The sequence below is a fragment of the Arthrobacter livingstonensis genome (genome assembly GCF_003219815.1).
In the GTDB taxonomy this organism is placed as follows: Bacteria; Actinomycetota; Actinomycetes; order Actinomycetales; family Micrococcaceae; genus Specibacter; species Specibacter livingstonensis.
This window is the reverse complement of record NZ_QJVD01000011.1, coordinates 71789-91219: the sequence shown is the minus strand read 5'-3', so window position 1 is coordinate 91219 and position 19431 is coordinate 71789. Positions and strand designations below refer to the sequence as shown.

16 protein-coding genes are annotated in these 19431 nt (G+C 66.1%); 3 read left to right on the top strand and 13 right to left on the bottom strand.

Going from position 1 to position 19431, the window contains the following annotated elements:
- Positions 1-3: 3 nt before the first annotated feature.
- From CVV68_RS11755 to dinB, 12 genes are all read right to left on the bottom strand, one after another.
- Positions 4-1110, bottom strand: coding sequence for a UDP-N-acetylglucosamine--N-acetylmuramyl-(pentapeptide) pyrophosphoryl-undecaprenol N-acetylglucosamine transferase (locus CVV68_RS11755; protein WP_110501190.1), 1107 nt, complete (start codon positions 1108-1110; stop codon positions 4-6).
- Entirely contained in the window at positions 1110-2363 is a 1254-nt protein-coding gene (gene ftsW / locus CVV68_RS11750) for a putative lipid II flippase FtsW (protein WP_110501189.1), read from the bottom strand. The genes CVV68_RS11755 and ftsW overlap by 1 nt, the downstream gene beginning before the upstream one ends.
- An 89-nt stretch (positions 2364-2452) precedes the next feature.
- Positions 2453-4030 (bottom strand): UDP-N-acetylmuramoyl-L-alanine--D-glutamate ligase, encoded by a 1578-nt coding sequence (gene murD / locus CVV68_RS11745; RefSeq protein ID WP_110501188.1) that lies wholly within the window; start codon positions 4028-4030, stop codon positions 2453-2455.
- Positions 4012-5124, bottom strand: coding sequence for a phospho-N-acetylmuramoyl-pentapeptide-transferase (gene mraY / locus CVV68_RS11740; RefSeq protein WP_110501187.1), 1113 nt, complete (start codon positions 5122-5124; stop codon positions 4012-4014). Before mraY ends, murD begins: the two co-directional genes overlap by 19 nt.
- The gene (locus CVV68_RS11735) at positions 5121-6671 is read right to left on the bottom strand and encodes a UDP-N-acetylmuramoyl-tripeptide--D-alanyl-D-alanine ligase (RefSeq protein WP_110501186.1); all 1551 of its coding nucleotides are present in this window, start codon (positions 6669-6671) and stop codon (positions 5121-5123) included. Before CVV68_RS11735 ends, mraY begins: the two co-directional genes overlap by 4 nt.
- Before the next feature lie 6 nt (positions 6672-6677).
- Positions 6678-8339 (bottom strand): Mur ligase family protein, encoded by a 1662-nt coding sequence (locus CVV68_RS11730; protein ID WP_438502633.1) that lies wholly within the window; start codon positions 8337-8339, stop codon positions 6678-6680.
- Between the two features lie 39 nt (positions 8340-8378).
- A complete protein-coding gene (locus CVV68_RS11725) occupies positions 8379-10187 on the bottom strand; it encodes a peptidoglycan D,D-transpeptidase FtsI family protein (protein ID WP_245933489.1) in 1809 nt (602 codons plus the stop codon).
- Between the two features lie 63 nt (positions 10188-10250).
- Positions 10251-10982, bottom strand: coding sequence for a cell division protein FtsL (ftsL, locus tag CVV68_RS11720; RefSeq protein WP_110501184.1), 732 nt, complete (start codon positions 10980-10982; stop codon positions 10251-10253).
- On the bottom strand, positions 10979-11977 hold the full coding sequence (gene rsmH, locus CVV68_RS11715) for a 16S rRNA (cytosine(1402)-N(4))-methyltransferase RsmH (protein WP_110501183.1): 999 nt from the start codon (positions 11975-11977) through the stop codon (positions 10979-10981). The genes ftsL and rsmH overlap by 4 nt, the downstream gene beginning before the upstream one ends.
- A 235-nt stretch (positions 11978-12212) precedes the next feature.
- Entirely contained in the window at positions 12213-12650 is a 438-nt protein-coding gene (gene mraZ / locus CVV68_RS11710; protein WP_110501236.1) for a division/cell wall cluster transcriptional repressor MraZ, read from the bottom strand.
- Positions 12651-13141: 491 nt separating this feature from the next.
- Positions 13142-13507 carry an SCO2097 family morphological protein gene (locus CVV68_RS11705; protein ID WP_110501182.1) on the bottom strand — a complete coding sequence of 122 codons (366 nt, stop codon included), beginning with the start codon at positions 13505-13507 and terminating at the stop codon, positions 13142-13144.
- A 213-nt stretch (positions 13508-13720) separates the two neighbouring features.
- Positions 13721-15025, bottom strand: coding sequence for a DNA polymerase IV (gene dinB, locus CVV68_RS11700; protein WP_245933488.1), 1305 nt, complete (start codon positions 15023-15025; stop codon positions 13721-13723).
- Positions 15026-15437: 412 nt separating this feature from the next.
- Here dinB and CVV68_RS24235 point away from each other — a divergent pair, with 412 nt between their 5' ends.
- Together CVV68_RS24235 and CVV68_RS11690 are read left to right on the top strand one after the other, a co-directional pair.
- The gene (locus tag CVV68_RS24235; protein WP_245933487.1) at positions 15438-16001 is read left to right on the top strand and encodes a hypothetical protein; all 564 of its coding nucleotides are present in this window, start codon (positions 15438-15440) and stop codon (positions 15999-16001) included.
- An 84-nt stretch (positions 16002-16085) separates the two neighbouring features.
- Positions 16086-17189 (top strand): polyprenyl synthetase family protein, encoded by a 1104-nt coding sequence (locus tag CVV68_RS11690; protein ID WP_110501180.1) that lies wholly within the window; start codon positions 16086-16088, stop codon positions 17187-17189.
- A 25-nt stretch (positions 17190-17214) separates the two neighbouring features.
- Here CVV68_RS11690 and CVV68_RS11685 read toward each other — a convergent pair whose 3' ends face one another.
- Complete coding sequence (locus CVV68_RS11685) at positions 17215-17568, bottom strand: Rv2175c family DNA-binding protein (protein ID WP_110501179.1); 354 nt, start codon at positions 17566-17568, stop codon at positions 17215-17217.
- Between the two features lie 206 nt (positions 17569-17774).
- Between CVV68_RS11685 and CVV68_RS11680 the strand changes: the two genes are divergently transcribed.
- On the top strand, positions 17775-19355 hold the full coding sequence (locus CVV68_RS11680) for a LysM peptidoglycan-binding domain-containing protein (RefSeq protein WP_110501178.1): 1581 nt from the start codon (positions 17775-17777) through the stop codon (positions 19353-19355).
- Positions 19356-19431 lie beyond the last annotated feature (76 nt).

The following is a 19431-nucleotide window of genomic DNA, read 5'->3' as shown; positions in this document are numbered from 1 at the left end:
CGCTCACTTTCGGGCCGCCGCAAGGACCATGTCCGCCATGCGTTCGGCGGCATCGCGGATGCCCAGCGCGGAGGCGCGCGCGCCCATGGCGGCCAGCCGTCCACTGTCCAGGCACAGCGGGATGACGTTCTGTTCAATCCAGCCGGTGTCCAGCTGCGCGTCGGGCACCAGCAGGGCGGCATCGGCAGCCACGAGCCCCGCGGCGTTGCGGGCCTGCTCGCCGTTGCCCACCGGCAGCGGCACAAACACCGCTGGCAGTCCGACGGCGGCCACCTCGGACACGGTCCCGGCACCGGAGCGGCACAACAGGATGTCGGCGGCCGCGTAGGCGTCCTCCATGGCGTCCACATATTCGAGCTGGCGGTACAGCGGTGCAGTGAGCAGTCCGCCGTCGGCCGCGGTGACGGATTTGCCGTTGCCGGTGACATGCAGGACCTGGATGCCGGCGGCACCCAGCGCACCAACGGCGCCGGCCACGGCCCGGTTCAGGCGCAGCGCGCCCAGCGAGCCTCCGGTGACAACCAGGGTGGGAAGGTCGGGCGCGAGTCCGAGGCGTTCGCGGGCGGCGCCCTGCTCGGCGGCACGGTCCAGGCCGGCAACGGCGGGGCGCATGGGCATGCCCACCACGTGGCCGTGGCGGATTTTCGTGGCGGCAAACGCCGTGCCGACGCGGATGGTGTAGCGGGCGCCGACCTTGTTGGCGAGGCCGGCCTTGGTGTTGGCCTCGTGAATGACGATCGGCACGCCCAGCGACTTGGCCGCCAGGTACATGGGAGTGCAAACGTAGCCGCCAACGCCCACCAGGACATCCGCCTCCGCGTCGCGCAGGATGTCCTTGCCGCGGGCGATGGCGCGGCGCATGCGCCCTGGCAGCTTCAGCAGATCCGGTGAGGGCCGGCGCGGCAGGGGAATCCGGTCAATGGTGGCCAGTTCAAACCCGGCCGCGGGGACCAGGCGTGCTTCCAAGCCGTCGGCCGTGCCCACGGCCAGGATGGCGGCGTAGGCAACGCGGCTGCGCACGGCATTGGCGATGGCCAGCAGCGGGCTCACGTGCCCGGCGGAGCCCCCGCCGGCCAGGACCACGGAGAGCGCCGGTCGGTTGGGTTTCATCATGGTTCTATCGTGGCACTTTCTGGTTCATTGCGGGCAAAGGAGAGGACGACGCCGAGGGCCGCCAGCACCAGCACGAGCGCGCTGCCGCCATAGGAAATCAAGGGCAGGGGGACGCCGATGATCGGCAGGAGCCCCGCGACCATGGCGATGTTCACAAACGCCTGGCCGATGATCCAAGCCAGGATGGCACCGCACACCACCCTTGCGAAGGTGTCGTTGCGCTTCATGATGACGCGGAAGATGGCGAAGGCCAGGACGGCGTAGAGGGCAATGATAGCCAGTGTGCCGATCAGGCCCAGCTCCTCGCCAAGGATGGCGAAGATGAAGTCGTTGTGGGCTTCCGGGATCCAGCTCCACTTTTGCCGGCTTTGGCCCAGGCCAACCCCGAACCAGCGTCCTGAGGCGAGGGCATAGAGCCCGTTCTGCGCCTGGTCGCACAAGCCCAAGGTGGGGTCGCAGTTGCCGAGCCACCCGGAGAGTCGGGAGGTCCTGTTGCCGCTGAAGGCCGCCAGGAGGACGGCACCGAGCAGGCCCGCCGCGAGGGCGGGCAGCAGTACCTTCAAGGTGGCGCCGCCAAAGTACATCCCGGCACCGACCACGGCCATGACGATGACAGAGGTGCCCAGGTCCTTGCCGGCAAGGATCAGGCCCACCATGACGACGCCCACGGGCACGATCGGGAGCAGCGCGTGTTTCCAGTCGCGGACCAGTTCTCCCTTGCGGGCCAGGATCAGCCCCATCCAGAGCGCCAGCGCCAGCTTCGCGGCTTCCGATGGCTGGAAGCTGAGCGACTCGCCGAGGTTGATCCAGTTCCTGTTGCCGTTCACTTCCTTTCCCAGCGGTGTGAAGACGGCAATGAGCAGCAGGGCCGACAGCCCCAGGGCGGGCCAGGCGAGTTTTTTCAGGCCGGAGGGCGGGACTATGGAGAGTGCCATCATCAGCACCATGCCGGCGGCGGCAAAGATGCTCTCCTTGATGAACAGGGAGTAGGGGTCCTTGCCTTCGGAAATGGATTCAGCGGCCGACGCCGAGAGCACCGTCATGAGCCCGATGCAGGTCAGTGCCACGGTGGTGCCGATGATCCAGTAGTAGGCGGCGCTGGGGCGTCCGGCCAGTTCATTGATGCGGTGGCGCAGCCGCTGCAGGCGGCCGGGTTCGGTGCCGCCGCCGGGGGTCGCCGTCTTCGTCGCGGCCGGCGCCTTGGCAGCGGGCCCGGCTGTTGCCTGCGGTGCTGCCGCCTTTGCCGTCATGGCCGTTCCCGCTGGGGGCGTCGCGCCTGTGCCCTTCCTGGGGGCGGTCCGCTGCGCGGAGGTTCCGGGTTGTGCCGGTGTTCTGGCCACTATGACTCCTTGTTGGCGCTCGCCCGTCGTTCCAACAGCTCACGGACCGCGCTGATAAACGCCTGGCCGCGGTGGGCGTAGGAAGAAAACTGGTCCATGGAGGCGGACGCCGGGGCCATGAGCACGGTGTCACCGTCCGCAGCCAACCCGGCTGCGGCCGCAACGGCCTGTGCCATGACGGCGTCGCCAAAGATGGGTGTTTCCACCATTCCTTCCTTGCCAGTTTGGGCCCTGCCCGTCTCAATGACCGGCACATCCGGGGCGTGTCGTGCCAATGCCCCGGCCAGGGCGCTGCTGTCCTCACCGATGAGGACCACGGCCTTGAGGCGGTCCGCATGCGCGCTGACGAGCCCGTCATACTCGACCCCCTTGGACAGCCCCCCGGCAATCCAGATGACGGGCTTGAACGCCGACAGGGATGCGGAGGCTGCGTGCGGGTTGGTGGCCTTGGAGTCGTTCACCCACAGCACGCCGCCAGCCTTGGCCACCGGCTGGATGCGGTGGTCGCCGGACTCAAAGGCCAACAGGCCGTCACGCACGTTTTCCGGCGTGAGGCCGTAGGCGCGCACCAGCGCCGCTGCCGCCGCGGCGTTGGCGACGAGATGCCTGGGAACCAGGTCCGCAATGTCGCTGACGTGGGCCAGTTCGACGGCGGAATCCTTGCGTTCTGCGATGAAGGCCCGGTCCACGATCAGCCCCTCGACCACCCCAACCATGCTGACGGCCGGCATGCCCGTGGTGAAGCCGACGGCACGGCACCCTTCGCGGACCTCGGCTTCCTCGACCATGCGTTCAGTTTCAATTTGTTCGGCGTTGTAGACGCACGCAACCTTGGTGTTGGCGTAGATCTTGGCCTTGTCCGCCGCATAGGCCTCGAAGCTGCCGTGCCAGTCCACGTGGTCCTCGGCCAGGTTCAGGCACACGCTGGAGAGAGGCTCCAGGGATTGCGTGAAGTGCAGCTGGAAGGTTGAGAGCTCGACAGCCAGGACGTCCCAGCCTTCGGGGTCGCGCACGGCATCCAGGATGGGGGTGCCGATGTTGCCGGCGGCAATGGCTCGCAGCCCCGCGGCCACAAGCATGTGTTCCACCATGGTGGTGGTGGTCGTTTTACCGTTGGTGCCGGTGATGGTGATCCATTCGGCCGTCTTGCGGCCCGCGCGGGTGCGTACGCGCCAGGCGAGCTCCACGTCGCCCCAGATCGAGACGCCGGCGGCGGCGGCCGCGGCGAGCAGCGGGTGGGAGGGCTTGTAGCCTGGGCTGGTAACGACCAGTTCGGGCGCCTCCCCGCCCACCAGGGGCAGCAGGATGGAGGAGTCCTGGCCCAGAATGACCTCCTCAACCCCAACAATCTTCAAGGTTTCAGCGGCGTGGCGGGCGTCGTCGTCGTCCGAGGAGGCGACCACCACCACGCGTGCGCCCAGCTCGGCCAGCGTGTCCGCCGCGGAGAAGCCTGTCTTGGAAATGCCCGTGACCACCACCCGCAGGCCGGCCCAGTCGGCGTCCCAGCTCGTCAGCTCCGCCAGCCGGCCGGGGCCGGCGGGCCTTGATGCAGTGCTGGTCACAGTCGAACTACCCATTCAGCGTAAAAGGCGCCCAGCCCCACGGCCACCATGAGCCCGGCCAGGATCCAGAACCTCACCACCACCGTCACCTCGGGCCAGCCCTTGAGTTCAAAGTGGTGCTGCAGCGGTGCCATCCGGAACACGCGCCGGCCCTTGGAGAGCTTGAAAAAACCGACCTGGATGATGACGGAGAGGGTAATCAGCACGAACAGCCCGCCAATGATGAACAGCAGGATTTCCGTGCGGGAGAGGATGGCAAACCCGGCGATGGCGCCGCCGATGGCCAGCGAACCGGTGTCTCCCATGAAGATTTTTGCCGGGGACGTGTTCCACCACAGGAAGCCGATCAGGGCGGCAAACATGATGACGGCGATGAGGGACAGGTCCAGCGGGTCGCGGACCTCGTAGCAGACCGATTCAGAGGGGATCTTGCGGGAGCCGCAGACCTGGCTGTTCTGCCACACGCCAATGAGTGTGTAGGCCCCAAACACCAGGATGGCGGCGCCGGTGGCCAGCCCGTCCAGGCCGTCGGTGAGGTTCACCCCGTTCGTGGTGCCGGCAATGATCAGGTTGGACCAGATGACAAAGAGGACCACACCGAGCCCGGCGCCGGCAAAAGCCAGGTTCAGGGAAGGGATGTCGCGGGCAAAGGAGATGAACGTGCTGGCGGGGGTCCGTCCGCTGCTGTCGGGAAAGCCCAAGGCCATGATGGCAAAGGCAATGCCGATCACGGCCTGCCCTGCGAGCTTGCCCTTCGCATCCAGGCCCAGGCTGCGCTGGTTGGAGATCTTCAGGAAATCATCCAGGAAGCCCACCAGGCCCTGCCCCACCATCAGGAAGATCATGAGCAGCCCGGAGGCCGTGGGCCCTTCCACCGCCGGGTTGATCAGCCAAATGATCAGGTGGGTGAGGAAGTAGGCGCCGACCACCGAGCCGACCACCACCGTTCCGCCCATGGTGGGGGTGCCGCGCTTGATCTGGTGTGTCGTGGGCCCGTCGTCCCGGATGATCTGCCCGTACCCCTTTTTTACCAGGAGGCGGATAAACAGCGGTGTGCCCACCATGGCGAAGGCCAGGGCCAGGCCGGTGCCAATAAGCAATGCGATCATGGCTGCTGGGTCCTTTCGCCGGGAGTCTGCAGGTGGGGGTGTGTCGGGGCGCCGCTAGTGGGTAATGCTATCCGATCACCCAACGGCCGGTCCCCCAGCAGGCGGTCACCCAGGAAGCGCAGGCCGGCACCGTTGGATGACTTGACCAGGACCACGTCGCCCGGGGCAAGCTCACGTTCGAGCACCGCGTAGGCGGCGTCGGCGTCGGCCACAAACATGGATTCTTCCCCCCAGGACCCCTCCATGACCGCACCCACATGCATGGCCCGCGCCGCGGCGCCGACCACCACCAGGCGGGAGATGTTCAGCCGCACCGCCACCCGGCCCACGGCGTCATGTTCCAGGACGGAATCCTCGCCAAGCTCAAGCATTTCACCCAAGACGGCCCAGGTGCGCCGGCTGCCACCCTCCCCCAGTTCGGCCAGCGTGCGCAGGGCGGCGCGCATGGACTCGGGGTTGGCATTGTAGGCGTCGTTGATGACGGTGACGCCGTCCGGGCGGTCCGTCCGCTCCATGCGGTAGCGGCTGACGGGACCCTGTGTGCTCAGCGACGCTGCGATGTCCGCAGGGGCGGCACCGGCCGCATGGGCCGCCGTTGCCGCGGCCAGCAGGTTGGTCACGTGGTGCAGGCCCAGGAGCCTGCTCGTGACGGAATGCACGCCGGGTTCCCCGGGGAACGACAAATCAAATTCGGGGTGCCCGCCCGTGGTCCGCACATTGCGTGCCTGGACGCTGTTGTCCTGAACGGTGTTATCGCGGTCGGCGCTGGAAAACCAGGTGACGGAAGCCGCGGCCCGGGCGGCCATGGCCCGGACGCGGGAGTCGTCGTAATTCAAGATCGCGGTGCCGTTGGCCGGCAGGGCGGCAACCAGCTCACCCTTGGCCAGGGCGATGTTGTCGATCGAGCCGAATTCCCCGGCATGGGCGCTGCCCACGCACAGGACCACGCCAATGTCCGGGTGGACGATGCCCGAGAGGTAGCTGATCTGCCCCACCTTCGTGGCACCCATTTCAATGATCAGGTAGCGGGTGGCCTCCACCGCGCGGAAGACCGTCAGCGGCACGCCGACCTCGCCGTTGTACGAACCCACAGGAGCCATCGTAGCCCCGAGGGGCGTCAAAATGCCGGTCAGGAGGTCCTTTGTGGTGGTCTTGCCCGCTGAACCGGTGATGCCGATCACGGTCAGCGCGGAATGCGCGCGGATCCTTCGCACCACCTCGGCTGCCAGGACCCCCATGGCGAGCACGGCGTCGACGACGACGACGGCGGGAAAGCAAGTTCCGGCGTCGTCCGCCCCTGCGGGCCCGGCAGGCATCGGGACCTCACGCTCGGCCAGGGCCAGAACGGCGCCCGCGGCAAAGGCCGCGGCGATGAAGTCGTGCCCGTCGGCGTGCTCGCCGGCCTTGGCCACGTACGTGCCCCCTGGTGCGGCGTCCCGGGAATCGGTGGCGATCAGTGCCACGTCGATGCGCGTGGCGGGATCCGTCCCGGCGGAAAGGCGGCCATTTGTAAGCTCGGCAATCTCAGCCGCTGAAAAATCAATCATGTCGGTTTAAGACTCTATCCTGCTGGCGGTGGCGGCGGGGAATCCAAAATGGTCCAGGGCCGACCGCAATTCCACCCTGTCATCCAAGGCAACGTTGACGCCCTTGACCTCCTGATGGACCTCGTGGCCGCGGCCGGCCACCAAGATGGTGTCGCCCGGCCCCGCCAGCTCCACCGCGCGGAAAATCGCGTCGGCGCGCCGGTCAAATTCTTCAATGCGCCGGCCGCGGGCGCGTCCTTCGTTGGCCTGCACGGCGCCCTGCAGCACGTCCGCCCGAATGGCCGCTGGATCCTCGTCGTGGGGGTCGTCGTCCGTGATGATCACCACGTCGGCACCCTCCACGGCCACGGCACCCATGATGGGGCGCTTGGTGGCGTCACGCTCCCCCGTGGCACCAAAGACGACAATGACCTGCGAGCCTGCCTCCGGCGAACGCACGGCCACCAGGGCCCGTTTCAGGGCATCCGGATTATGCGCAAAGTCAACCACGGCAACTGGCGCCGTGCCCACCAGCTGCATGCGCCCCGGGACGTCCACGGTGAAGGGGTCATGCGTGTCAAGGGCCTCCTGCAGCGCCGTCTGGACGGCCGGCACGGCGTCCGTGCGAGCCGCTGCGCCAGGTCCCGCGTCAGCGAGGAGCTGCTCCGCGACCATCACCAGGGCAAGGGCGGCATTGGAGACGTTGAAATCCCCTGCGAGTCCCGTGTGCACCGCAAGGAACGCGCCGTCCGGGCCATGCAGCTCAAAGCGGGAGCCAATCCCGTCGCGCCGCATCCGGGAGACCCGCCAGTCCGCGTCCGCAGGCGCCGCCTGGTCCGGGCCTGCCTGGTCCGTGCCAGCCTGCTGCCCGGTGGCCAGCGTCCGCACGGGGACGGTGGCCTCAGCGGCCATGCGGCGGCCCCAGGGGTCATCGACAGTGACCACGGCCCGCTTGGCGTGTTCCGGGGTGAACAGCCGGGCCTTGGTGGCATAGTAGCCCCCCATGCCGCCGTGCAGGTCCAGGTGGTCCTGGGTCAGGTTGGTGAAGCCGGCCACGTCAAAAACCACCGAGTCCACCCGGCCGAAGGCCAGCGCATGGGAGGACACCTCCATTGATGCCGCTCCCAGCCCGCGCTCAGCCATCACGGCCAGCAGGGCATGCACGTCGGTGGACTCGGGGGTGGTCAGCTTGCTGGGGATGGGTTCGTCCCCGGCCAGGATTTCGATGGTGCCGATCAGACCGGTAGTTTTTCCCAGTGCCCGCAGCAGGGAGTTCACAAAATAAGTGGTGGTGGTCTTGCCGTTGGTGCCGGTCACGCCAAAAAGGGGCATGTCCCCGGCACCGCCATAAATGAGCGCCGCCACCGCACCTGTTGCACCGCGGGGGTCCGGGCAGCCAAGCACGGGAACAGGGAGGGCGTCTCCGAGTTGGCGGGTGCCGGCGTCGTCCGTCAGCACGGCCACCGCACCCGCGGATACGGCGGAGGCGGCAAATGCGGCGCCATGGGCGTGCGCCCCGGGGAGGGCGATGTAGAGGTCCCCCGGCAGGACGGTGCGGGAGTCAAGGCTGGCTCCTGTCACGGCCATGTCCGCACTGGCGCCCGCATCCGCTCCGGCAAGGGCCGCAATGGTGCCAAGCGCCACGGCGCCGTGGTGAACGGGTCGCGGCGGGTGTGCTGGCTGTTCCACTAAAACTCTGTCTCTCATTCTCTAATCTGTCCGCCGGGGCTACTTGTAGAACTTCGGCGGCATGGCGGGAGGGGTGGTGGAGGGCGGCACGTTGTAGGTGCGCAGGACCTGTCCCATCACCTGATTAAATGTAGCCCCCTGCGTCACGCCGTAAATGCTTCCCTTGGGCCGTTGGACAGTGATTGCCACCACGTACTGCGGGTCCTCCATGGGGGCCATGCCGATAAACGACGACGTGTACCCGTCAAATCCCACGCCGTTGTCCGCCGGCGCCTCCGACGTTCCCGTCTTGCCGCCCACCCGGTAGCCCGGAATGTTGATGGCGTTGTAGTGGGACATGGTGGCCACGCCCTCCAGCATGAGCCGGTCTTCCGCAGCGGTCTTGGGGGTGATCACCCTGATGCCGGGAGCCTGCTTGACGGTGTCCACCGTGCCGTCGGCGGACGTCGTGGAGTCGATGATCTGGGGCTTGAGCCTCATGCCGTCATTGGCCACCGTCTGGTAGATGAAGGCTGACTGCAGGGGTGTCTGGGCCACGCCCTGGCCGAATAGCACCGTGTATTCCTGGCGCCCGTCCCACTGCTGCCAGGGCGCCAGGATGCCGGGGCTCTCCCCCGGAAGGTCGATCCCGGTTTTCTGTCCCACCCCGAACTTGTGCAGCCAGTCGTAGCGCTCCTGCTTGGTCATTTGGGAGCCCGCCATGACGGTGCCGGTGTTCATGGAGTCGGCAATGATGCCCGCCAGGGTGCGTTTTTCGGTGCCATGGACAAAGGCGTCGTCAAAGGTCTGGCCGCCGATGGTGAGCGAGGGCGGCACCAGGAAGTGGCTCATGGGGTTGTAAAGGCCCTTTTCCATGACACCTGAAGTGGTGACGATCTTTTCGGTGGACCCCGGCTCCACCACGCTGCTGACCGTGCGGGAGCCGACGTCGGCGGTCTTGGAAGCCCCGGGGTTGTTGGGGTCGTAGGAGTCGGAGTCCGCGATGGCAATCACCTTGCCGGTCTTGGCCTCCAGCACGGTGATGCTGGCCCAGTCGGCACTGTACTGTTCCTTTTGCTGCTGGGCCGCCTGCTGCGCGTAGTACTGGATGTCCTCGTTGATGGTGAGCTTGACGGTCTGCCCGTCCACGGCGGGTGAGGTTTTGACCGGGGCCGTGGGGATGATGATGCCGTTTTTGCCGGCCTGGTAGGTACGGGAGCCGTTTGTGCCGTTGAGCTTGGCATTCATGGTCTGTTCAATGCCGGCAAGGCCATTGCCGTCCGCACCCACAAAGCCCACGATCGGGCCTCCCACCGAGCCCATGGGGTACACGCGCTTGGTCTGCGGCTGGGAATAGATGCCCGGCACACCCAGGGCAGCCACCTTCCCTTCCACCGCCGGGCTCACGTCCCGGACGATGTAGTTGAAGACCTTGGTTCCCGTGGCGTTTTTCTTCACCTTGGCAAACGGCAGTCCCAGCACCGTGGCCAATTGCTGAAGGCCTTCATCGCGGGTCAGCGTCACCATGGTTCCGCTGTCCGCGTTGTAGTGCTTGTACTGCGGGTAGAGGGCACTGTTAACCTGGGACACGGTGATGTCATAGCGCAGGATGCTCTCGGCCAGCACCTTGCCGTTGGCGTCCACGATCTTCCCGCGGACTGCGGGTAGCTGCTGCACAACGGTGCGCTGGCTTTCCGCGGCCTCGGCCATCTTTCCCACGTCCATGCCCTGGATCATGACCAGCTTGCCGGCGATGACCAGCAGGAAGACGACCATGGCGATGAAACCAATGCGCATGCGGCCGCGGCCGACCTTGTTGAGTTGGTGTGCAGTTGCACCCCGTGCCGCCTTGGAGGAGTCTTGTGCCACTGCTTTTCCTTGCCGTCTAGCCCTGGTGGATGGCAAGAACCCGCCATCCACTTTTCTAAAACCTTAGCTGTCCTTCTGCGCCGGCGCCGGGATGGTGCCGCCGTTCAAATCAGGTGTCACGGCCGCGGGCGCCGCCCCGGCACTTCCCGCCTGGGTTTTGGCCCGCACCTTGGTCTGCGCCTTCGTCTGCGTCTTCTCGGCGTCAGCCACCGCCCTGCCGTCCTGCGCCGGCACGGCCGCGTCCTTGGCCTGCGTGTCGGCTGCCGCCTGGCCCGCCGGCGGCTTGTTGATGTCGGCCGGGGGAAGCGCCACCAGGCCCTTGGTGTCAGCAGTGGCGGGCTGGGGATTCCCAGTAACCTTTTTGGTGCGGACGTCGATCTGGCCGGTGGCCCCCGCCGGGACCATGCCCATTCCGGCAGCCCTCGCCACCAGGCTCTGCGGGGCTTCCTGGGCGGAGAGGCCCAGTTCCAGTGCCTGGTTCGACTTTTGCAGCGCGGTCTGCTGGTTCGTCAGGGCCACCAGCTCGTACTGGCCCTGGGAGACCGACACGCTCATCACGAGCACTGCCGCGAGGGCGCCCACCACGAGCAGGAACAGCGAAACCACAATGGGCGTCCGGTTCCGGCGCGGGATGGAAACCACCAGCGAAAGCGGGGTCCGGGGCCGGGGTTCCCTGGCCGGCTGCGGGGCACCGGCCGGGTGCAAATCCGCCAGCGACAGCGCCCGGGCGTTGTTGCCCTCGGTCGAGTTGCTGCCCACGGTCGAGGGGATCACGCGGGATGCAAGCTGGCTCATGCGGCGCTCCTGACTTTCACTTTTTCCACTGCCCGCAGCCGCGCGGAAGCGGCTCTGGGATTTTCTGCAATTTCTTCGTCGGTAGGTATTTCGGTGCCCTTGGTCAGGCGCCTCAACGTCGCCTTGTGTTCCTCGAGCTCCACCGGGAATCCGGCCGGCGCGCTTGACCGCGATCCGGCGGCAAAGACGGCCTTGACGATCTTGTCCTCCAGGGAGTGGTAGGACATGATCACGGCGCGTCCGTGCAGGGCCAGGGCGTCGACCGCGGCGGGGACGGCACGTTCGAGCACGTTCAATTCCTCGTTGACTTCAATGCGCAGGGCCTGAAACGTCCGCTTGGCCGGGTGTCCGCCTGTGCGGGCCGCCCCTGCCGGGACCACGTTGCGGATGATCTCCACCAGCTCACCCGTGTGGGTCAGCGGTGCCTTGTCGCGGGCGGCCACAATGTGGTTGGCAATGCGGCCGGCGAATTTCTCCTCGCCCCACTTGCGGATGATCCGGACGAGTTCCTCTTCGGAGTAGGTGTTGACGATGTCGGCCGCCGTTTGCCCGCGGCTGGTGTCCATGCGCATGTCCAGCGGTGCGTCAAAGGAGTACGCAAAGCCCCTCTCCCGCTCGTCAAGCTGGAGGGAGGAAACGCCCAGGTCCATCAGGATGCCGTCGATTGCGGGGATGCCCAGATCATCCAGCACCGCATCAATCTCGTCATAGACAGCGTGGACCAGATCGGTGCGGCTGCTGAAGCGTGAAAGCCGCGCGCCCGCCAAGTCGAGGGCCTCCGTGTCCCTGTCAATGCCGATCAGGTGAAGGTCGTCAAACCGCTGGAGCATCGCCTCGCTGTGGCCGCCCATGCCGAGCGTGGCGTCAACGACGACGGGGGTGCGGCCGGCAAGTCGCGCGGCCTCGAAGGCAGGTGCCAGGAGATTAATGCAACGGTCCCGCAATACGGGGGTGTGGCGGGCGGACGTAGGTGGCGTGGGGTTCCCCGATGTCATTACGCCTCCGTTTCTCATGGGTCCAATGGGTCCGAACCTGCCGGTTTGGGTTTCAGCGCTCAATAGTTGCCACGGAAGACCGTTCTTAAACCAGGTCCCCCTCCGCGCCGAGCCTTGTCCCGCCTGGCTCCGGGGAAGGTGAGCCAGGTTTGACACTGCTGGGCGGGTGGAGACCTCATTCAAGATCCGTCCATTTCCGCTCACAGGGGTAAACCCCAAGGTGGTTGGTGCTGGGTTACTGCGCGGTGTTGCCGGGGATGGCGTTCTCGTCAATTTCCGAGAATGCCTTTTCCTGTGCCCCAAGGTAGTCATTCCAAGTCTTGGCATCCCAGATCTCCGCCCGGTTGCCGGCGCCAATGACCACCAGTTCCCTATCAAGTGCCGCATAGGCACGGAGTGTGGCCGGGATGGTCACACGCCCCTGCTTGTCCGGCACTTCGTCGGAGGCTCCGGAGAGAAAGACACGGATATAGTCCCTGGCCTGCCGATTTTGCATTGGCGCGCCGACCATGTCCGCGTGGACCTTCTCAAACTCCCTGGCACTGAAGACGTAAATGCAGTTTTCCTGTCCCTTGGTCAGGACAAGTCCGCCGGCCAGTTCCTCCCGGAACTTGGCTGGAAGGATGATCCGGCCCTTTTCGTCAAGGCGCGGTGAGTGTGTTCCGAGAAACATCTCCACCGCCTTCACATCCGAGGTCCCTAGAGCAACCTTTCACCATTCCTCTCCTACGCGCTCCACCTTACTCCACAATCCTCCACCGTCAACGCCGCGGCCTTCAATAATGGGGCGTGTCGCCCATGACTTCCGCGCCAATACTGGGAAGGAGTCGGCCGTGCCTGGTGGAGGGGTTTTTTGGTTTCCGGCGCGTTGGGTGGCCCAGATGGTGCGCCAACCTCTGTTTGGCGGGACGGAACGGCCCCTTCTAGCTCTTTTTTACGGCCGGGTGGGGAGAAGTGGAGCGGGACGCGGGGGAAGTGGCGCGCCCTGTGGCGGGCAGCGGGGTGGGGAGAAGTGGCGGCGGTTTTGGGCACAAAAAAAGCCCGCGCTGCGGGCTTATTTGGCATCGCGTGCCCACAGACAGTCCATCTGTGTTGCTGGCGGGCCGCTTCAGGCAGGGAGTCTTCCGCAGCCCCAGTTGTGGGCGTGTCCGGTTGTGTCGGCGCCTATTGCTCCTTGCGGCGCTCTTCCCAGCGCTCTTCGAGGCTGTTCATGAAGCCGCTCTTTTGCTTGGTCCCTGATTTGGCGCCGGTCGTGGGGTCGCCGCTGAACTTCGGCCGCGAAATTGCGATGTACACGCCGGCTCCCATGATGAGGAAGCCAAGGATTCCCACCACGATTACCTTGATGGCAACGCCACCGAGCAAAACCATGATGCCGACAATCATGACCAGGACGCCGATCACAATGTGACGGGTGGACAGTGAACGTGCCGGATCCGATGCCAGGGTGTGGGCAAACTTCGGGTCTTCGGCATGCAGCTGCTGTTCCAGTTGATCCAGCAGTCTTTGCTCGTGCTCCGAGAGGGGCATGACGACCTCCTTCAATTAAGGGCCATGGGCGTCTTAACTCGTTAACGCTTTCAGTGCCTGCATTAGTTCCCCGCGGGCCTCAAACTGGTTTTTTGACCGTTTCCGCAGAGCACCAATGAGTTTTGAAGTCATTGCTGAGAGAACTCCTACTACTAACAATAGGCGTGTTTCGACGGAACTGAAACCCGGCGCAGGGTGATCGCGGAAGGGCCGTCAAAATGTTTCTGGACGGCTGGGCCCGGGGTCCTTTCGGGCCGACTTGAGGAGACGGGCGGGCACTATCCTGGCCGTGCCAAACTTCGCCGCAATGGCGTCCCCCACCACCTCTGCGTTGCGTTCATTGTCTTCGCGGCGGTCGAGGGCCAGTTGCAGCGGCGCCGAACTGGTCGGCTCAAGTGCTTCCACGCGGACCCCGATCAGCCGCACGCTTTGCGGTCGGGTGCCCAAGGCGCGCAGCAGGCCGGTGGCGCCGGTGTAAATCTGCCCTGCACTGTCAACGCCTGCGCCCATTGCCTTGGACCGGCTGATCGTGGAGAAGTCTGAGTACTTGACTTTCAGCGCCAAGGTCCGCCCGGCCAGTCCGGCTTCCCGCAGGCGTCCGGCCACGCGGTGGGAGAGCCGCAACAATTCCTTGGTGAGGACGTCGTCGTCGAACGTGTCAACGGCAAAGGTCCCCTCGGCACCGATGCTCTTCTCCACGTGGACGGGCGTCACCGGCCGCGGGTCGATGCCCCACGAGAGGTTGTGAAGGGCCCGGCCGCCTGCACCGAGTGTTTTCGACAGCACGGCAACCGGTGTGGCGGCGACGTCGGCCACGGTGAAAATGCCCAGGCGCTGCAGGGCCTCCAACGTCTTGGCGCCCACACCCCAGAGTGCCTGGACGGGCAGCGTGTGGAGGTATTCCACCGTGCGGTCCTTCTCGATGAGAAGCATGCCGTTCGGCTTGCAGCGCGTCGAGGCGATCTTCGCCACAAACTTCGACGCCGCAATGCCCACCGAAGCCGTGATGCCAAGTTCGGCCTCCACCTGCCGGCGCACAAGTGCACCGATCTCCAGCGGCGTGCCAAGCCGGCGCAGCGCGCCGGAGACGTCAAGGAAGGCCTCGTCCACGCTGAGCGGTTCCACCTTGTCGGTGATGGAGTTGAACAACTCCATCACCTGCCCGGACACTTCCTGGTACGCCCCGTGCCTAGGTTCAATTACGACGGCGGACGGCGCCATCCGCATGGCCGTCACCATGGGCATGGCCGACCGGACTCCCAGCGCCCTGGCCTCGTACGATGCCGAGAGCACCACCGAGCGGCCCTCCGGGAATCCGACAATGACCTGGCGCCCCTTGAGTTCCGGACGCTGGCGCAATTCCACGGCGACAAAAAATGCGTCCATGTCCACGTGCAGGATGGTGCAGCCGGACTGGTCCAGGACCCGACCTGCCTGTCCCAGGCGCAGCTCTGCCTCGGCCCGGCTGCTCGCTGGCCGGCCCGGGCGCTCCGGCATGCGCCGCGGTTGCTGTTCCACGCCACCAAGCCTACTGGCCGAGGGGCCCCGACGGAGCGAAGCGAGGTTGGGGAGGCCGGTGGGCGCTACTGGCCGAGGGGCCCCGACGGAGCGAAGCGAGGTTGGGGAGGCCGGTGGGCGCTACTGGCTGAGGGGCCCCGACGGTGGGCGCTACTGGCTGAGGGCCCCGACGCGGGGGCCCACTGCCGCGAGGGACCCGCTGCGAGCTTGCGAGCAGTGGGAGCGGCTGGGGATTGCGAGCGGTGGGAGCCTCCGGGGACGAAGCGAGGTTGGGGAGGCCGGTGGGCGCTACTGGCCGAGGGGCCCCGACGTTCCCCTCGCGCCGCCAGCCGCGCGTGCGGCCGCCCTGCCGCCAATGGGTAAACTGGAGGCGATCCATTGCACCGCTACCGGCAGCTAAGGAAAAACAGTGATGCCCAGCTCCAATTTTCGCCTCCTGCGCCCCGGCAGTCGGTCGCCGTGGCAACTTCCCGCGACCGCAGCCGTTGCCGCCGTCGTGCTGCTCTCGGGCTGCTACGGCGGCACCGGCACAACTCCCTCCGGCTCTCCGGGCGCATCTGCTGTGACGGCCACGTCCGCCATCACGCCATCGCCGTCGTCGCCGGCCGCGGCAGGAGCCAGCCCCACAGCGGAAACGGCGCAAAAGGAACTCGTGGCGGGCTTCCCCTCCAAGCTCATTCCGTTGATGAAGGGCGCCGAGGTCCAGACGTCGAGCCTCCAGCGTTCCACCCCGATTTCGGTGGCTTCGCTGACGGCGACACTGACGGCCAAGCCTGCGGACGTGCTGGCGTATTACACCAAGGTGTATCTGGGCCAGTCGTTCACTGCCCTGCCGGGCGATTCGGTGGACGGCACACCGACCAAGACGTTTGTGCGCGATGCCGGGAAGGAAAGTGTGGTTGTTGGGGTGGTCCAGACGGGCTCCACGGCAACGGTGACCATTGGGGCCAACGTGGTTCCGGCCTCCCTCAAATAGGTACAAAAATAGCCAGCCCTCGAACGCCGCCCCAACAAGGCCCGCCGCGGGGCCGAAACCTCACACAGCAAGGACCCACCAAGCATGACCGCATTTGCCGCCACCCCCCAGGAATCAACGGCCGCCGAACAGGAGGCGTTTGTCACCGCGGTGGCAGGGAAGCTGACGGCATTCCTGGCAGAAAAGAGCATGCTGCTGGCGGGCATCTCCACGGACTCCCTGGTGCTGGTGGACTCCATCGCGTCCCTCGTGACGGGCGGTAAGCGCATGCGTGCGCTCCTGTGTTACTGGGGCTGGCGCGGTGCCGGCGGCGCGCCGGGCGCCGAGGAGATCATCATGGCCGGGGCCTCGCTGGAACTGTTTCAGGCGGCCGCACTGATCCATGACGACATTATCGACCGTTCGGACACCCGTCGCGGCGGCCCCAGCGTCCACCGCCAGTTCGGGACCCTGCACGGCAGGCACGGATGGTCCCTGGACGAGGAACGCTTTGGCCACGCGGCCGCCATTCTCACCGGGGACCTGTGCCTGTCGTTCAGCGAGGAAATGTTCGCCGCCATCGGCGCCGGCGCCGGCAGCCGCGCCCGCGCGGTGTTTAACCTGATGCGAACAGAAGTCATGGCCGGACAATATCTCGACATCCTCGAGGAAGTTTCGGGTCCCACCAAGCCGCACGGCACGGCCGTGGCCCGGGCGTCTGCCATCATCCGCTTCAAGAGCGCCAAGTATTCATCCGAACACCCGCTGGTGCTTGGCGGCGCACTGGCCGGGGCGTCCCCCGAACTGCTGTCCGGCTACAGCGCGTTCGCCCTGCCGCTCGGTGAGGCTTTCCAGCTGCGCGACGATGTCCTGGGAGTCTTTGGCGACCCGGCCCAGACGGGCAAGCCCGCCGGAGATGACCTCCGCGAAGGCAAGCGCACCGTGCTGGTGGGCCTGACCATCGACGCTGCCGGTGAACCGGAGCGTGAATTTGTAGACACACACCTGGGGCGTCAGGACCTGAGCGACGCCGAGATCGGCAGGCTGTGTTCCATCATGGTAGATTCCGGGGCCCTGGCCGGGACGGAAGAGATGATCTCCGCACTGAGCAGCACCGCATTCACTGCCTTGGCTGGCCTGCCGATCGACGGCGCCATAGCGGCTGCCCTGTCAGCGCTTGGCCGGAGCGCCGTTTCGCGCACGTCCTAGCCTGGAAGGGCGAAAGTCGTGGCTGCTACCAGCCCAGGGCGGCGGCGCGGCGGCGGATTTCGGTCTTGCGGCCTTCGTGCAGGGCGTCGATGGGACGGCCCGGCAGGGAATCGTCAGGGGTGAACAGCCAGGTGATGGCCTCTTCGTCGTCGAAACCCGCGTCATGGAGGACCGTAATGGTGCCGCGCAGGCTCTCCACAATGTGGTCGTCGATGAAGAAGCCGGCCGGTACGGCGCGGATCGAGCGTTCGCCCACGCGGGCGGCCAGCAGGGAGCCGTCCTTGACGAGGGCATGGACCTTGGTTACGGACACGTCGAGCTTTAGTGCGACGTCCGGCAGCGGCAACCATTCACTGACTACATTTTCAACATTACTCACGTGTTCTAGGTTCCCACAGGATTGGCGCCGGCGCACACCATGACAGGGCGGCCGCATGGCGCCGAGAGAATTACACGGATGTATTTTCGATCGTTTGTCCCCACGGGACTGTCACTTGGGCGAATTTGGTGTAAATTCACAATAGTCACACAAGTAACACCATCACCACTAGCACCAACCGTCCCGGAAACCAGAGGATCGCACCCATGACTTCCCCACGTCCTTCCCGGCCCGTGTATGCCAGCGGCAAGCAATTGGCGGCTGTTGCCACGGCCGCCATTCCCGTCGTTATGCTTTCCTCACTGGCACTGGCTCACCCTGCCGCTGCGGCGCCTGCCCCCACGGGGCCCAAAATTCTTCCCTCCGCGCTCACCCAGGGCGGGCTTGCCACTGCCGTCAAGGCGGCGCAGAGAGTGGCCGGCATCCCCACCTCAGTGGTGGCCGGGTCCCTTCCATCGCGCATTGCCCCCCAGTCACCGGCCATGAAGACCTACAAGGTGGCGGCGGGCGACACCATCTCCGCCATTGCCGCACGCCACGGTCTCTCCACCAGCGCCGTGCTTGCCCTCAACAAACTCAGCGCCACGACCATCATTTATCCCGGCCAGCAGATCAAGCTCACCGCCGGAAGCGCTCCAGCTGCACCGACTGCCCCCGCAAAAACTGCAGGCAGCTCCTCCACGGCAAGGTACGTGGTGAAGAGCGGGGACACCATCAGCGCCATTGCCGCCCGGCACGGCCTGTCCACCGCTGCGGTGCTCGCCGCCAATGGCATGAACAATGCCACCATCATCCATCCGGGCCAGGTCATCAAGCTCGGCGCATCGGCCGCCCCTGCGCCCGCCCGGGCCGCAGCCCCCGCTCCAGCCAAGGCGTCCAGCGCCAAACCGGCCACCGGAAAAACGTACGTCATCAAGTCAGGCGACACTCTCTCCGGGATTGCGGCCAGGCACGGAGTGGGTCTGGCGGCACTTGCCTCTGCGAACGGCATCTCGGTCAACGGCATCATCTATCCCGGACAGGTCATCAGGCTCGGTGCATCGGCGGCAGCCCCGGCCGCCAAGGCTGCTGCCACCCCGGCCAAGGCGTCCAGCGCCGCCCCCTCTTCCGGGAGCAGGTACGTCATCAAATCGGGCGACACCCTTTCCGCCATCGCCTCCAGGCATGGCGTGGGCCTGCAGGCGCTGGCCTCCGCGAACGGCATCTCCGTCAACGGCACCATCTACGCGGGCAAGACCCTGACCATCCCCGGCATCAAGGCGGCTTCCAGCTCCGTCACGCCGATCAAGCAGGCGGCACCCAAGGTGCCCAACACGTTCCTGCACTACACCTACCCGGACGCCGTGGTGGCCGACGCAAACAAGAACCTGCAAGCCCTTCTCGCGGCACCCTCCCCCACCAGGGCACAAATGAAGGAAATGGTTGCCCGCACTGCGGCCAGCATGGGCGTTGACCCATCCCTGGCCATGGCGTTTGCGCAACAGGAGTCCGGATTCAACCACCAGGTGGTCTCCCCCGCCAACGCCATCGGGACCATGCAGGTCATCCCCGATGCCGGCGATTGGGCCTCCGGGCTGGTGGGACGAAAGCTGAACCTGCTCAACCCGCAGGACAATGTCACCGCCGGCGTGGCCATCATCCGGGCGCTGCTCAAGGGCGCCAAGACTGAGAGCCTGGCCATTGCGGGCTACTACCAGGGCCAATACTCCGTAAGCGTTCATGGCATGTACCCCGACACCAAAAACTATGTGGCCAGTGTTCAGGCACTCCGCAAGCAGTTCCGCTAAACGGATGCCGCCAACGAAGGCACGGGGCCGCCAGCGAGTGTTGCTGGCGGCCCCGCCACGTTTCACCCAATAGGAT